General features: G+C 44.8%; 12 protein-coding genes and 1 riboswitch. Of the genes, 2 read left to right on the plus strand and 10 right to left on the minus strand.

What is annotated here, in order from left to right:
• The first annotated feature begins 46 nt into the window (after window positions 1-46).
• A complete protein-coding gene (locus ACFWMP_RS26605) occupies window positions 47-2,281 on the plus strand; it encodes an AraC family transcriptional regulator (protein WP_379425238.1) in 2,235 nt (744 codons plus the stop codon).
• 239 nt (window positions 2,282-2,520) lie between these two features.
• Complete coding sequence (locus ACFWMP_RS26610) at window positions 2,521-4,452, plus strand: exosporium glycoprotein BclB-related protein (RefSeq protein WP_379425240.1); 1,932 nt, start codon at window positions 2,521-2,523, stop codon at window positions 4,450-4,452.
• Window positions 4,453-4,592: 140 nt separating this feature from the next.
• Here ACFWMP_RS26610 and ACFWMP_RS26615 read toward each other — a convergent pair whose 3' ends face one another.
• The 10 genes from ACFWMP_RS26615 to ACFWMP_RS26660 form a co-directional block, all read right to left on the minus strand.
• Window positions 4,593-5,705 carry a cysteine desulfurase family protein gene (locus tag ACFWMP_RS26615; RefSeq protein WP_379425242.1) on the minus strand — a complete coding sequence of 371 codons (1,113 nt, stop codon included), beginning with the start codon at window positions 5,703-5,705 and terminating at the stop codon, window positions 4,593-4,595.
• 51 nt (window positions 5,706-5,756) lie between these two features.
• Window positions 5,757-6,794 (minus strand): tRNA 2-selenouridine(34) synthase MnmH, encoded by a 1,038-nt coding sequence (gene mnmH / locus ACFWMP_RS26620; RefSeq protein WP_339243451.1) that lies wholly within the window; start codon window positions 6,792-6,794, stop codon window positions 5,757-5,759.
• Between the two features lie 57 nt (window positions 6,795-6,851).
• Window positions 6,852-7,910 carry a selenide, water dikinase SelD gene (gene selD / locus ACFWMP_RS26625; protein WP_042191699.1) on the minus strand — a complete coding sequence of 353 codons (1,059 nt, stop codon included), beginning with the start codon at window positions 7,908-7,910 and terminating at the stop codon, window positions 6,852-6,854.
• Window positions 7,911-8,066: 156 nt separating this feature from the next.
• Window positions 8,067-8,876 (minus strand): alpha/beta fold hydrolase, encoded by an 810-nt coding sequence (locus ACFWMP_RS26630; protein ID WP_379425244.1) that lies wholly within the window; start codon window positions 8,874-8,876, stop codon window positions 8,067-8,069.
• Window positions 8,877-8,982: 106 nt separating this feature from the next.
• Window positions 8,983-9,167: riboswitch (cyclic di-AMP (ydaO/yuaA leader) on the minus strand.
• 221 nt (window positions 9,168-9,388) lie between these two features.
• Window positions 9,389-9,562: a hypothetical protein gene (locus tag ACFWMP_RS26635; RefSeq protein ID WP_170880375.1), complete on the minus strand. Its 174-nt coding sequence runs from the start codon at window positions 9,560-9,562 to the stop codon at window positions 9,389-9,391.
• An 84-nt stretch (window positions 9,563-9,646) separates the two neighbouring features.
• Window positions 9,647-10,441 (minus strand): Nif3-like dinuclear metal center hexameric protein, encoded by a 795-nt coding sequence (locus tag ACFWMP_RS26640; protein ID WP_339267117.1) that lies wholly within the window; start codon window positions 10,439-10,441, stop codon window positions 9,647-9,649.
• Window positions 10,442-10,552: 111 nt separating this feature from the next.
• Window positions 10,553-11,572, minus strand: a complete 1,020-nt coding sequence (locus tag ACFWMP_RS26645; RefSeq protein ID WP_379425247.1) for an endo-1,4-beta-xylanase — start codon at window positions 11,570-11,572, stop codon at window positions 10,553-10,555.
• 28 nt (window positions 11,573-11,600) lie between these two features.
• A complete protein-coding gene (locus ACFWMP_RS26650) occupies window positions 11,601-13,133 on the minus strand; it encodes a glycoside hydrolase family 43 protein (RefSeq protein WP_339798550.1) in 1,533 nt (510 codons plus the stop codon).
• Between the two features lie 47 nt (window positions 13,134-13,180).
• On the minus strand, window positions 13,181-14,083 hold the full coding sequence (locus ACFWMP_RS26655) for a carbohydrate ABC transporter permease (RefSeq protein ID WP_143759544.1): 903 nt from the start codon (window positions 14,081-14,083) through the stop codon (window positions 13,181-13,183).
• A gap of 59 nt (window positions 14,084-14,142) precedes the next feature.
• Window positions 14,143-15,111 carry an ABC transporter permease gene (locus ACFWMP_RS26660; protein WP_042191710.1) on the minus strand — a complete coding sequence of 323 codons (969 nt, stop codon included), beginning with the start codon at window positions 15,109-15,111 and terminating at the stop codon, window positions 14,143-14,145.
• Window positions 15,112-15,191: the final 80 nt, after the last annotated feature.

The following is a 15,191-nucleotide window of genomic DNA, read 5'->3' on the forward strand; positions in this document are numbered from 1 at the left end:
CAGAGCCTTATCCAATAAGCCGCATACATTTTGGGGGAGGGCTATTATGAAGAATAATGATATACGGAGAAAAAGACTGCTGTATGGCAAGCTGCTAACAACGATTACACTATGTATTTCGTTAACTCTTCTGGTCTCTACAATCGTGTACTATACATACTACATCGGCGTCGAGAAGACTCAGACCTTCCGTTCCGATCTAAGAGATCTAACTCAGACTGGCAAAAAAGTAGTCAACATGGCTGAAGTCGCTCAAACGCTTTCATTTCAGCTGTACAGAACCTCCACTATTTCCCATCTGTTGTTCTACAACAAACCTTCCATTTATGAGGTTACGGCTGCAATGTCGGATCTCGGAAACTATCTGAACTCGATGCCATACATTGAATCCATCTATGTTTATAATCCGAATAATGACACTATATATATCTCAGCGGCGCAAGGGCAGAATGGTGTGTACTCCACAGGAGAGTTAGAGGACACTGAAATCATACAGATGTTGAATCATTATCAGGATTACAAAACATTCACTCCGATCCCACGCACCTATTCCATCGGCGAACCCAAATCAGAAGCTATCGCTGTCTATACTTATCTCTGCTATGATGCGATCAACTGGGACCGCGCCATCAATTCTGCAGTTATTGTTAATATATCAGCAGCTTGGATAAACAAGGAGTTGGCTAACAGCAATACCGCCGGTAGTGGTAACACTTATCTTCTTGATGACCAAGATCGGTTTCTATCGGGGAACAAGCTGACATTGGAGAAGCTCTCAGGGGATGAAAGCAGCTGGGTAGAGCATAAAGTTAAAGACCGCTCCGCAGGTTATTTCACAGCTCCTTTTAAAGGCCAGAAATCACTAGTGTCCTATACTTCACCAGATTCTCTTGGTTGGCAGTATGTTCGCATTACTCCATATAATGTGATCACAGAACAGACCAACCAAATCCGTAATACAACACTACTGATTTCTTTGATTATTTTAATATTCGGACTTATCATTTCTAGAATGCTATCCAAACGCCTCTACCTTCCTATTGATTCCATTGTAAGCCGAATGAATAGCCTTGAAGCTGACAAGCGCAACAGTATGTTTACGATTAGACAGAATTCTTTACGTAATCTTGTTCTCGGTATTAAATCACCCCACAGCAGCCGGCCAAGTGATTTGGAGCAGCTGAGTATTGCCTTCGGCTTAAACGAGAGCTATCGGCTAGTATTGCTGCGTATTGATGAATACAATACCCTGCGACAAGAGCGAGGTGCTTATCTACTTGCATACAAGTTCGCGATCATGAATATTGCTTCGGAAATTTGCGGTCAGACTTATCAAGTGGAAAGCGTAGATATGAACGACGACAGCGTAGTTATGTTACTTAGCAGTATGTCGTCCGCTGAATCTCTCGATACAGAATTGATCGAAGTGCTGCTGCGACAAATCCGTGTGGCTTGCTGCGATTATCTGAAAATAGGATTATCGCTAGTGTACAGTCCCGTTAGTGATAATCCAGATCGATTGAACCACCTATATAGCCAGGCCAAAGAAGCTTCTAAACATAGACTTTTTTATGGGCATGGCTGCCTAATCAACGCAGAGAAGATTAACGAATTGCAGAATAACCTATACTCTTACCCTGCGGATAACGAGAAAAAGCTGGTCGATGCCCTCACCAGTGGTAGAACAGACGAAGCCCGTAGCTATTTCTCTGACATCGTGCGCGAATTGGACCAATACCCCTACTATATACTAGAACTAACGCTATCCAGGGTGACGCTAACAATTAAGAGAATCATCGATAATATCAAAAAGCTCAGCTCTACATCTGTGGAAGATATCCTCAAGATACCTTCACTTGAGAATTACGAGACGATGAAGGAGCTTGAAGAAGCTTTTCACCAACTCTTCGATGATATTCAGGAATTACAGGCCGATAAACGTAGCTCTAAGCAAAGTGATCTGATCCGTCAAATTAACCAAAAAATCAATCAATCTTATATGGACCCCAGCCTGAGCCTGAACCAGATTGCTGATGAGCTTAACCTCTCACCTATATATGTCAGCCGTCTTTATAAGCAGCAAACAATGACAGCTATTGTGGATGTCATCATGGATGTACGAATGCAGGAAGTATGTCGCCTCTTGAAAGAGAGCGATCTGTCCGTATCGGATATTGCTGAAATGACCGGTTTCACGAGCAGTTCTTATCTCCATCGGATGTTCAAACGCAACTTCAGCATCACGCCGATGGAATACAGGCGTTCTAATACTCGTTCATAAAACTGAAGGCTGAGTGAGAATCCGAACGGAGTACAGATCAATAACACTACTAAACTACTCTATCAAAAAAAGACAGGCTACTGTATTAGCGGTGGCTTGCCTTTTTAATGTAGGTTCATGTGTATTGACTTCCAGAGCGATTACTGTAACAACTTCAGCTTCTCTGAATATGCTGATTGGGCAGGTTCCCAATTTTTAAAGGTATGAAAAGGAGAAGCTCAAGGAGGAGATACAGAAGCATGTCGGATCATTATCATAGACCATTTAAAGGTGACGCTATCCTAAACAAACAAGGAAGAATAAGCAGTCCTGTCAGAAAAAGAGAGTGTGCTGCACTATTAAAAATAGTCACAGAGCTTGCTACAGTGGTACCTCCCGCACTTACGAATCCCACTACACTTCATATTTCCAATCTTCAAAGAGTGTTAAGAGAGCTCATGGAATTCTTGCATGAGGCTAGGATATGCAGCCCTTTTAGAACGGAGCTTCTTTCTGTAGTAGAAATAACCATTGTATCTACTGAGGTCAGTCCCTTCTCCGTCGTGAGCGTGGGTACTAATCTTCAACAGCTGTTAGCCGAGTTATTATCTTTTATCCTCGCCACGAAAATAGACTCTCATTGCAAAGATCAGTTGGTAATTCAAATCAGACATATTCAAGCTTCTATTTCACAAGCGCTCGGCTTACCTATTAAGTGTGCGACGGGGCCACAAGGTCCTCAGGGACCCCAAGGAACTCAAGGAACTCAAGGGCCTCAAGGACCTCAAGGAGCCACTGGTGCAGGGCTGCAAGGTATTGTAGTCTTTAATCCGGCACAAAGCCCATTGTATCCAGCGGGTCAAGTAGTAACCTTTAATGGCAGCACTTATATAGCTACTGTTGCCGGACCCAAAGGAACACCAGGTAGTTCGTCAGATTATTTACTAATTGCTGGTGGAGCGACAGGCGCGACTGGAGCGCAAGGACCTCAAGGGGCGCAGGGTCCTCAAGGTCTTCAAGGACTTCAAGGACTCCAAGGACTCCAAGGTCCTCAAGGTCCTCAGGGTCCTCAAGGCGCGCAAGGAATACAGGGACCGACAGGACCTGGAGCAGGGGCAACTGGACCGACAGGGGCTACAGGCATCGCCGGGCTTGCTGGTCCGACAGGGGCTACAGGCATCGCCGGGCTTGCGGGGCCGACTGGTGCGACGGGTACTGCCGGGCTTGCGGGGCCGACGGGTGCTACAGGCACCGCCGGGCTTGCGGGGCCGACAGGGGCTACGGGTACTGCCGGGCTTGCTGGACCAACAGGGGCTACGGGTACTGCCGGGCTTGCGGGGCCGACTGGTGCGACGGGTACTGCCGGGCTTGCTGGAGCTACGGGGGCTACGGGTACTGCCGGGCTTGCTGGAGCTACGGGGGCTACGGGTACTGCCGGGCTTGCTGGAGCTACGGGGGCTACGGGTACTGCCGGGCTTGCGGGGCCGACGGGGGCTACGGGTACTGCCGGGCTTGCTGGAGCTACGGGGGCTACGGGTACTGCCGGGCTTGCGGGGCCGACAGGGGCTACGGGTACTGCTGGGCTTGCTGGAGCTACGGGGGCTACGGGTACTGCCGGGCTTGCTGGAGCTACGGGGGTTACCGGAGTTACAGGAGTTACTGGGGCAACCGGTGATGGCGCAATCATTCCACTGGCATCTGGTGGACCAATTATTATGACCACGGTTTTAGGTGGTTTGGTGGGAACAACAAGCCTTATAGGCTTCGGAAGTTCAGCCACAGGCATTTCTCTTGTTAGTGGAAATATAGATTTGACAGGTACTGTTCTTGGACCTCTTATCAACTTTGCAATGTCCGTTCCTCGTTCAGGAGTGATAACATCTATTGCTGCATACTTCAGTAATACCATTGCTTTATCGCTTCTTGGTACTACGATAAATGTAACAGCGCAATTGTACCAATCGGCCACACCAAATAACACATTTACTCCTATTCCAGGTGCAATAGTACCACTTCCATCTATCACTGGTACTATTAATTTAGGAACTTTTGTCAGCGGAATTACGAATGGTATCAATTTTGCTATAACACCGCAGACACGTCTTCTTATGGTATTCTCAGCCACTGCTACAGGTCTTACCCTTGTAAATACAGTCACTGGTTATGCAAGTGCAGGCTTTACTATTGTATAATCACTAACACAAACAAAAGCATCTTCCCTCCCTACTAAAGGAGTAACAGATGCTTTTGTTATAATATTCGATTAAAATTTCTTAATCTTTCGATCCGGAGAGACGCTATTGAGCAAACTTAGCTATCCCTGGCAATCCACTCACAACAAATACTCTTTCAGCTTACCGATAACCTCATCGATCTCCGCTTTAGTCGTATACCGTCCCACACTAAAACGAACCGCTCCCTGCCCAATACTTGCTGAGACATTCATTGCCTTTAGAACAGGTGAAATCAATGTTTCTCCAGAATGACAAGCTGAGCCTGTTGAGGCAGCCACATCTTCCAGCGAAGCAATCACTTCGTGACCCACCGCTCCAAGAAAACTAACGTTAAGCGTGTTGGGCAATCGCTTATGCCTATGACCATTCAGGTGAATTCTGTCGCCAAACGCCTTCTGCAATCTATCGTAGAAATAATCCGCTACTTCTTTCACACGCTCTCTGGATGGAGAGTCCGAAGCAAGCTCACAGGCTTTTCCTAATCCAATAATATAAGGGGTGTTTTCCGTTCCGGCACGTCTCCCCTGCTCATGACCCGCTCCGTGAATTAATGGCTCGATGTGAATGCCCTCTCGGATGTACAATGCTCCAATCCCTTTTGGCGCATATAATTTATGGCCTGCCAGCGTTAGAAAATCCACCCCTAACTCAGCCACATCAAGCTCTACTTTTCCAGCGGACTGCGAAGCATCGGTATGTACAAGGACACCCCGTTCATGGCAGACCTCAGCTATTTCTTTGATCGGCTGAATCGTGCCCGTTTCGTTGTTAGAGTGCATAATGGAGACTAGTATAGTTTGGTCTGTAAGCTGATTTTTCACATCATCTACCTGCACCATTCCATACGCGTCAACAGGTACATAAGTAATCGTGTAGCCCAACTGCTCCAGATACTGACACGGTTTAATTACCGCAGGATGCTCCACAGCAGACACAATAATGTGATTGCCTTTATGTCGATACGTTTGGGCGACGCCCTTGATGACTGTATTATTCGACTCGCTGCCCCCGCTTGTAAAAAGCACCTCACCCGGCGTACAATTCAGGAAATTAGCCACCTGTGTTCTTGCTCGCTCGATTCCGACTTTAGCTTCTTGTCCCAAAGAATGACTGCTTGAAGGATTGCCAAAATGACCATAAAGATAAGGAATCATAACCTCTGCTACTTCCTTATCTACAGGTGTTGTAGCGTTATAGTCTAAATAGATCATTTGTTAAGCCGAGCCTCCTCTAAACCCCTCATACTTTACGATACCTAAAGCTTATACCTTCTGATTACTTAAAAAAGAGATCACCGCAGCCTCAGCCTCATCCAAATTGTTCACCTTAAAGGTAACTCTCTCAATGCCTTCATACTGAGTAGACGTATAATCGTATTTAGGATCATAGTAGTATTCTAACAGCAGCGCAACAGCCTCTCCGAACATATCAGCTTGCAAGCACCGCTCGATTTCCGCCGCAATGGGGATATGAATTCGCGATTTGATACTTCGAAATGCTGAAATGCACTGTTCTTTATATTCTTCTGGTCGATAATCCTCAAGGATTTGCTGCACTCTGGCTTGTAGTGGCATCTCAATCCAAATCTGTGTTCCGATCTCTTTCTGCTCGGCCATGAATGGGGGCATTACGACCTTCCCAATCTTTTTGCTCTCCGCTTCAAACAGTACATAAGGAGCATCCCCAAGCTTAATTAATTCCTCCATAAGAAGACTATCGAACGTTTTTTGATTGTTTGCATGAAGTCCGATCTCGCCAAAGATAGAACCGCGGTGACCTGCCATTCCTTCCAAATCCAAAACAGGATAGCTCTGTGCCTTCAGGCGGTGCAGCAGGTTTGTTTTACCTGTACCCGTATTTCCATGAATGACATAAGGCTTCGCCTTGAATTCATAGGACTCCAGTTCATCGAGTACCCATTTACGGTAAGCTTTATAGCCGCCAATTAATCGGTAAGCGTGAATATCCATTAAAGAAAGTACGGTCGCAGTTGTACGGCTGCGCATACCTCCCCTCCAGCAGAATACAGCCTTGTCCCCTTGAATCGCAGCAAATTCTTTGACAAAGGTAGGTAGCTTCGCAGCAGCAATCTCCAAACCGCGTTCTTTCGCAGCCTGCACACTTGTCTGTTTATACAACGTACCTACTTCAGCCCGTTCCTCATCGTCAAAAAAGGGAATATTCAAGCTATCCGGCAGCGTTGCATCTTTATATTCAGAAGGAGATCGAACGTCGATAACGGTGATCTGCTTCTTATTCTTTAACACTCTTAGTTCTTCCAATGTAATATCCTGAAACAATGCGCTCTCTCCTCTGGTGGCTAACTTCTTAGGTCGTCTCTAAGCTGAACTCCAGCGTTATTGCGCAGCTATAACTGCAATCTGACCCGGATGTTCTTCCGTTACCTCTCCGATCAATGCTGCTTCTACACCTGCATCTACTAACTCTTTTAGCAAATCCTCACTTTGTTCAGGAGCAACAGAGATCAGCAATCCACCGGAAGTCACAGCATCACACAGAATATAGCGGCTTAATTGGTCCATCTCTTCCGGATAAAGAATACTGCCCTCCAAATGGGCAAAGTTATTCTTAGTGCCGCCTGGAACAAAGCCCTGCTCCGCGAGCTCTCTTACTCTTGGCAGCATCGGTACATCGCCTTGACGAATAATCAGTCCGTGATTGCTCCCCTTTGCCATTTCCGAGGCATGTCCAAGCAACCCGAATCCGGTAACATCTGTACAAGCATGTACATCATAGGGCTCCATGATTTCAGCCGCTTTTTTATTCAGTGTAGACATGACTGTCGTAAGGCGTGTAGTTTCTTCTGGGGATAGCTGATCCTTTTTAATAGAAGTCGTTAAGATGCCCACACCGATAGGTTTGGTCAAAATCAGCTTGTCTCCTACCTGCGCACCTGCATTCGTTCTTACTTTGTCCGGATGCACAAGGCCCGTAACGGCCAATCCAAATTTAGGCTCTTTATCGTCGATGGAATGTCCGCCCACAAGCGTTGCTCCTGCTTCCTGCACTTTATCTGCTGCACCGCGCAAAATGTCACCGAGAATGCTTTTGTCCAGAACAGAAATAGGGAAGGCCACAATATTAAGCACCGTAAGCGGCTTACCGCCCATAGCATAAATATCACTTAACGCATTAGCTGCTGCAATTTGCCCAAAGGAATAAGGGTCGTCCACGATCGGCGTGAAAAAATCAACAGTTTGCACTAACGCCAGATCATCACTTAATCGATATACCCCAGCGTCATCACTGGTATCCAGACCCACAAGTAAATCCGGATTAGGAACGGTTGGTGGTAGACTGCGAATAACCTGCATGAGATCGGCGGGACCGATTTTGCAGCCGCAGCCCCCTTTTGAAGATAATGAGGTCAATTTTATGGTTTCGGCTTGAGACATCATGACTCAGCTCCTTTAGATAGTTAGTATCGAATAACTTTAATCTTACATCAGTAGACAGCATTGTACAAAATACAGACATACAGAAGAACGCCCCGTAGCCAGTACATACTCCCCGGCTATGGGACGCCTCTCATTTCTCACTTACCATTAAGATTAACTAATCTGCTGAGTTTCCTGCTGTTTCTCCAAAAACCGCTGAAGTATAGCATTAAATTTCTCCGGCTGACACAGATTACTAGGATCTAATGCGTTAGGGATAATCACTAACTGAGCATGTGGCAGCTGAGACACCATATCCTTCATACAATTAACTCCAAATTCACTAAAGTCACCTACAATACATAAGGCGGGACGCTTAAAAGACTTTAAGCATCTAGTGTAATCCACATGGCTCGTAGCCAGCCTTTGCCGATACAATTCCCGTGGACGTTTATCGAGAAGTCCTCTTCTAATCTCGTTATAAGCCAGATTCCAGCGTTCCCGGTACATCATACGAATCGAAGGCAGTACAAGCTCACTTGGAGCGTAATACATTAACCAACTACAATAAGCAGCCATAAGCTGGATTTTACCGATTATCGTTGACGCATGACTTCTACAAAAGCTATCCGCGACAACAATCGCTTTTACTCGCTCTGGATATTGTTTCGCAATATGCTGAACGACGAGCCCCCCATAGGCACTCCCAACAAAAACAGCCTCACGAATACCCAAATCATTCAATAGCATTATTATATCTAGACATTGGGTTTCAATAATCTCGTTTGGGGCCTGCAGTAATTCACCTGATTTGCCATTCCCCCGTAAATCACACAGAATCACTTTATATTTATCAGAAAAATACTCCAATTGTGGCTTGAACATACTATGTGTTAATCCATGTCCATGGATAAACACAACCGGAGCCCCTGTTCCATTGATTTCGTAATAGAGCGAAGTTCCATTCAGTTTAGCAATAGGCAAAGTTAACACCTCTTTCATAGATAGGTTCTACAACTATATCTGCTTTTTAACGCAGCAAAAAACCACAGAGGGATTCTCTGTGGCTATTCATCATCAAATACGCCATTCATCCTCTCTCCATACGCTTACGAGGTTAGCTGTCGGATTCGGGCAGTGAGAGTTGCCCTACCTGCATGGATGCATTTATGCACCTGGAACAGGATTCACCCCATAACTAGTACCGATTGTTACACTGGTTCCCAGTTGTTGGTTCCCCCGCTTTCCTTAACGGAAATTAAGCGGACTTCTTATGTAATTGTCAGTTATGTGATGAATCATACTCCGTGTAAGGTTTCTTGTAAAGTTGAGCCGTGGGCAAAATAATGTTGAAAGCCATGCTTTTCATTTCATATTGAGCATACACTTCGTTTTCTCTTTCTTTTGCTCTTGTTTACTCAATATATCTAAAAAAAGCCGAGCGGCCATCAGAGATCAATCCCTGAACCACTCGGCTTCGTTATACAATCATATGGCTACAACAGATCGGCGTTTTTCAATGCATGCTCCCAGCTCGGAAAAAAGAACAGCGCACTTCTCATAAGATCAGGATCGCTTTGCTTCACTTGTTTTTTGCTGATCGAGCTTCCATCGGTTTGAAGCTTTTTGATACGACTTAACACTTCATCAGCCTCCAAAGGAATTTCCATTGAAACACTCCTTTCTCAGTGACCTGGTTTCCAATCATTTTCTCCATAATATGCAAATTTATTCTTCATTTCGGTTTATACGAATTAAACCAGCTGATAGACCGGTTGTTCAGCAATAAAATAAGTAGGAATCATTGGGTATTTCTGTGCCAGAACTTCAGCTAAATATTTCATTCCTGGAGCTTCACTTTCCGCATGTCCTAACATAATCAGTGCTTTTGATCTGCCTTGGTGGACAGCATCCCTCACATATTCTGGAGTTTCCCATTCGGGGCCCTCGCCAGCAATAATTAAATCAAGATTATGCTGATTAAAAAGAGGAATAGCCATCGTCCCACCTCCTCTGTAACCTACTAATATCCCCACATGTCTGCATATCTGGGATACGTCTCCGGCAGCACGTAAATAGGAGATACCTAGCTTTCTTTTTATATACTGTGCCGCTTCACTTACCGTCATAGCTGGAATCGATAGGATTGTAGCAGTGGATTGCTGCTCAACCACATAGGCTGACCATTCAAGCTCTCGTAGCAAGCCCACCATGATCCCGTCTGGTTGATGCCTATGCCAATAATCATGATAACGAAAAATAGCTAGTTCAGAACGCTCGATTAAACTCAGTTTCGCAAGATAAATAGGGTCATCCTCTAACCACTCACTCGTCTCATGATGACTGTAAAACACACCTTCATGTGTGATCAACAAATTGGCGTTCATAGCAACCGCTCGCTCCACAACATATTGCGTAGCGCAAAATGCCGTAACCATCCCTGTAATCACCATTTCTGGATTCCCCGGCTTAAGAGTATCCACAGTCCCATCTATCTGTTCCATGGCTCCTATTAAATCTTCCAGAATCCTTCTAATTGTCACGCTCACTTTAATCCGCCCTTTGAGATCTATTCTACTAATCTATCAACGTATAAATAACCCGCCCTTAATCGATATAAGGACGGGTTCACAGTTCATTATTTGAGCAGCTTGCCCACTCTATGATTTCGTGGCAGAGGTGATAATTCGATGGAAAGCTGGCTTCGACTTATGCCCTTCATCGAATAGGAACGGCCAGTTCTTCCGCCCACGAACAGGGAAATCATCCAGCCAGGTATAGTCATCCGCTGCTCCCCAGAACGTAACCGAACTAATCACGTCCCGGTATTCTCTCAGCAGTGCGAACATCGCTTCATATCGATCTGCTTGAAGCTCGAGCAGCTCAGCAGGTACTGTCTTTAAGTCCATTCGTTTGTCATCGAAACGGAACATGGATACATCCAGCTCTGTCAGTTGGAGCTGAAGTCCTAACGATGCATATTTTTCGATCGCTGCACGAATATCATCCAGACTAGGATCGTATAAATTCCAGTGTGCCTGCAATCCGACGCCATGGATCGGCACGCCTTGTTCCAATAGCGACTTCACCAGTTTATAGATTTTGTCACGCTTTAATGGATGGGATTCGTTATAGTCATTGTAGAATAATAATGCCTTAGGGTCAGCTTCATTGGCGAATTCAAACGCTTTGGCGATAAAATCCGGGCCAACAATGTCGAGCCACTTCGAATGGCGAAGAAGCTCTTCTCCTTCATCGGCTATAACTTCATTGACAACATCCCAAGCATAAATATCATCCTTATAACGTCCTACAACGGTCTGAATATGTGATTTGACTCGTGCAAGCAGAATCTCTTTGCTTACAGGTCCTCCGCCCTTATCCTCAAACAGCCAGTCCGTTGTCTGGTTGTGCCAAATCAAGGTATGTCCGCGCATCGCCATATGATGTTCCCTGGCGAAGGCAACCAGCTGGTCTGCTGCCCTAAAGTTATAAGCGTCCTCAAGTGGATGCAGACTTTCAAATTTCATCTCGTTCTCAGCGGTAATACTGTTGAAATGATAAGCAAGCAAATGCTCCTGTGATTGGATAGTTAATGGGTTGACGGCTGCGCCAATCTTGAAATCCTCTGCGAACACTGTCTTTAGTGCAGGCTCTGTAAAATCACTAGCTTGTCTCAACAAGTTCCCTCCTAACAAACGCTATTCATTATGACCGATAATCGAACCAATCAAAGTGGGCAGGTACCTCAGCTACTTTACCATGACCTGTCGCATATAAGCCAACAAGAACACCGGTAAATCCGTTTCCTTTGACAGCTTGAGGGGATAATGGATAGGCTAGAGCCCTAGATAGCTCGATCCATTCCTGACCATCCAAAGAATAAAGTAAAGTGTATTCCGTTAGCTCCGCCCGAATTTTCAGATATAAACATCCAGCAATCGTTGGAATCTCTGCAGCCACATGTGTTGTTCCATCAACAGTTAAATAAGCTGTAATCACTCTATGTCCATTTCTTTGCGATAGTGCAATTTCATAATGTGCATTCTCGTCCAATCTAGCACAGAGTCCAGCCTCTTCACCGTCCACGGTAGGGTTAAAATCCAGTAATGTACTCCATTCAGCTGAAGTATGCTGCTGTCTTCTGCCTATAAAGGCTACCTGACCCACTTCATTAAGGTCTTTCGATTGCCCTCGAAGAGCTAGAAAACCCGGACGTTGGCTTAGTGACCAGCTTCCCTCTGCCGGATTCCGCAGAAAGGATAATCCCAACGGCAATACAGGGTCATCAAAATCATATCTTCCGCTAGTCTCAGGTTTTGGCGAATGACCCGGTACACGCGGAACCTTCATCTCCAGCCCGACAGTGTCCTCATTATTATCAATCATCGGCCATCCGTCTTCATTCCACGTTACAGGGGCAAGAAAGGTCTCTCTTCCTAGCACTGTATACTTGGAATCTACTAGACGTACTCCAAGGAATACGGCCCACCAATCCCCGTTACGATCTTCGATCAGATCAGCATGTCCTAGATACTGAATGGGACTATCAGTCCCGCGATGGGTCAATATCGGTTGCTCTAATCTTTCAAAAGGACCGTAAGGGGAGGAAGAACGACCGATAATTTCTCGGTGTTCCTTTGCCGTGCCGCCTGAAGCAGACATGATATAATACATTCCGTTAATTTTGTACAAATGTGGTCCTTCCGTCCAAGGTCCACCATCCCCAGTCCAGATGACAACAGGTTCTGTTAATGCTGCTCCTGTAGCAATGTCTATCTCATATTGAATAGCGTGGGAATCATAATCTGCTCCCTGCTGGGTGGTTACATATACCTTTCCATCCTCATCAAACATTAGGGAAGGGTCAATTCCTCCATAAGGAATACTAATCGGGTCTGACCACGGACCCGCTGGGTCCGTAGCCGTAACATAGAAATTCCCCTTCCCGTGTATTTCGGTCGTTATCATGTAAAACGTTCCTTCATGATACCGGATGGTTGGAGCAAATATACCTCCAGAGCTTTTGCTCTTACGTGTATCTAGCTGACTTACACGATCTAATACATGACCAATTTGTGTCCAGTGAATCAAGTCCTGGCTGTGAAAGATAGGCACCCCAGGAAAATATTCGAAGGAGCTACACACCAAGTAGAAATCATCCCCTGCTCGAGTGATGCTAGGATCTGGATAAAAACCTGGAAGTATTGGGTTCGTGTATGTGATTGGAGATGGAGTCATAATTCAACAAACAACCTTCCTATTATTTAATAGTGGGTGCAAGCTACTTATTCCTTCACGCTTCCTACGTTCATTCCAACTACAAAGTACTTTTGCATGAATGGATAGACTAGCAGAATCGGAACCGAAGCAACGATAGTAACGGCTGCACGAATGGACTTTGGAGTTACCATTGACCCCGCTGACTCCGCAGTTACCCCTGCCCCGTTAGCTACACTTGCGCTACTGTTCGCATTCATACTAGATTGTATTAGTTTCATTAATTCATACTGCAATGTACTCAAGTGCTGGCGGGAAGAGGTGTAGATAAAAGCATCAAACCATGAGTTCCATGCACCTACCGCGACAAAAAGGGCGATGGTAGCCAGAACAGGTTTACATAAAGGGAAGACTACTTTCATGAAAATCTTAAATTCCCCGGCACCGTCGATTCTCGCGGATTCCATAAGACTTTCATGTATGCTACCAATATAAGTACGGATGACGATCATATTAAATGCACTTATCATAGTCGGTATTACATATACCCAAAATGTATTAAGCAAATGAAGATCCTTAATTAGGAAATAATTTGGAATCAGACCCGCATTAAAATACATGGTTAGGACGAAAACAAAGGTAATCTGCTTGCGGAAAACATATTCTTTCCGGCTTAAAGTATAAGCAAGCATTGTGGTTAAAAATAGATTCAGGATCGTAGATATCACTGTTCGTGCTACCGAAATCCAAAAAGCAGGAATAATTGTACCAGAGGCAAAAACAGCTTTGTAGTTCTGTATAGTCCACTCCCTAGGCAATAGATAAATGCCGCCGCGGATGGTATCATTTCCCTCATTTAAGGAAACTGCTATAGTATTCAAGAATGGATACAAGGTAACAATGACTAGACATATCATAAAGATAGTATTGAAGGTACCGAACACTACTGGTTCGATCCCTATAATTCTCATACGTTTTCTACTATTACTTTTTGGAGATTTCTGAGGTATTAATTGAGTTTTTTCCATGATTATAACAGCCTCTCTTCCCCTAGCCGCTTCGACGTCCAGTTAGCTAAAAGCAGTAACGTTACACTTACGACTGTTTTAAATATGCCTCCCGCAGTGGCTAAGGAGTAATTCCCTTGCCCAATCCCGTATTTCAATACAAATATATCAATCGTATCCGACCAGTCTACAGTAAGCCCGTTCCCTAACAAGTACGGAACCTCAAATCCGACATCCAATACATGTCCTATGGACATTATCATCAGGATTACAATGGTTGGTTTAATTCCCGGCAATGTTACATTGAACATTTTTTTGTACCGGTTAGCCCCATCAATCTCAGCAGCCTCATATAAAGCTGGATCTATAGAAGCCATAGCAGCCAAGTAAATGATTGTACTCCATCCAACCTCTTTCCAGACGGTTGAAGCACCCACAATACCCCAGAAATACTTCCCTTCACTCAACCAAAGGATTGGTGAATCGATAAGATGTAATTTCATGAGCACGATGTTGATAATCCCGTCGTTAACCGAGAGGGAGACACCTACAATCCCTGTTACAATAATCCAGGAAAGAAAGTGAGGTAGGTAGGATATGGTCTGCACGGTTCTTTTCCAAAATACATTTTTGATTTCATTAAGAAGTAAGGCCAATGTTATCGCGGTTATAAATCCTAGAAAGAAATTAATTAATCCCATAGCCAGTGTGTTTCGTAGTACCCTTAAAAAGGTATCATCCGTAAATAGAAACTTGAAGTGTTTCAAGCCGACCCATGTCTGTTCGCCAAATGCCTTAGCTGGTTTATAATCCTGAAAAGCCATTGTCCATCCCCAAACAGGTACGTACGCAAATAGTACAATATACAGCAGCAATGGAACTGACATCCAAATCAGCTGTTTCTGATTCTTAATCAAGGTCAGAGTAATCGGTTGCTTCTTTTTTCTTTTAGGATGCCGGTTAACTTTTTTTCCCGTTAAAATCTCATCCATATATTTTCTCCCCACATCATCCATATATTTCAGAAAGTGGTTGGCTAATAAGCCACCACTTTCTGATTTTTAAGCAAGCT

This window comes from Paenibacillus sp. NPDC058367 (assembly GCF_042723305.1).
Taxonomy (GTDB): Bacteria; Bacillota; Bacilli; order Paenibacillales; family Paenibacillaceae; genus Paenibacillus_AQ.

Coding starts and splice junctions, on each gene's coding strand:
- ACFWMP_RS26605 (WP_379425238.1), top strand. CDS start 47: ATGAAGAATAATGATATACGGAGAAAAAGACTGCTGTATGGCAAGCTG.
- ACFWMP_RS26610 (WP_379425240.1), top strand. CDS start 2,521: ATGTCGGATCATTATCATAGACCATTTAAAGGTGACGCTATCCTAAAC.
- ACFWMP_RS26615 (WP_379425242.1), bottom strand. CDS start 5,705: ATGATCTATTTAGACTATAACGCTACAACACCTGTAGATAAGGAAGTA.
- selD (WP_042191699.1), bottom strand. CDS start 7,910: ATGTCTCAAGCCGAAACCATAAAATTGACCTCATTATCTTCAAAAGGG.
- ACFWMP_RS26635 (WP_170880375.1), bottom strand. CDS start 9,562: ATGGAAATTCCTTTGGAGGCTGATGAAGTGTTAAGTCGTATCAAAAAG.
- ACFWMP_RS26650 (WP_339798550.1), bottom strand. CDS start 13,133: ATGACTCCATCTCCAATCACATACACGAACCCAATACTTCCAGGTTTT.
- ACFWMP_RS26655 (WP_143759544.1), bottom strand. CDS start 14,083: ATGAGAATTATAGGGATCGAACCAGTAGTGTTCGGTACCTTCAATACT.
- ACFWMP_RS26660 (WP_042191710.1), bottom strand. CDS start 15,111: ATGGATGAGATTTTAACGGGAAAAAAAGTTAACCGGCATCCTAAAAGA.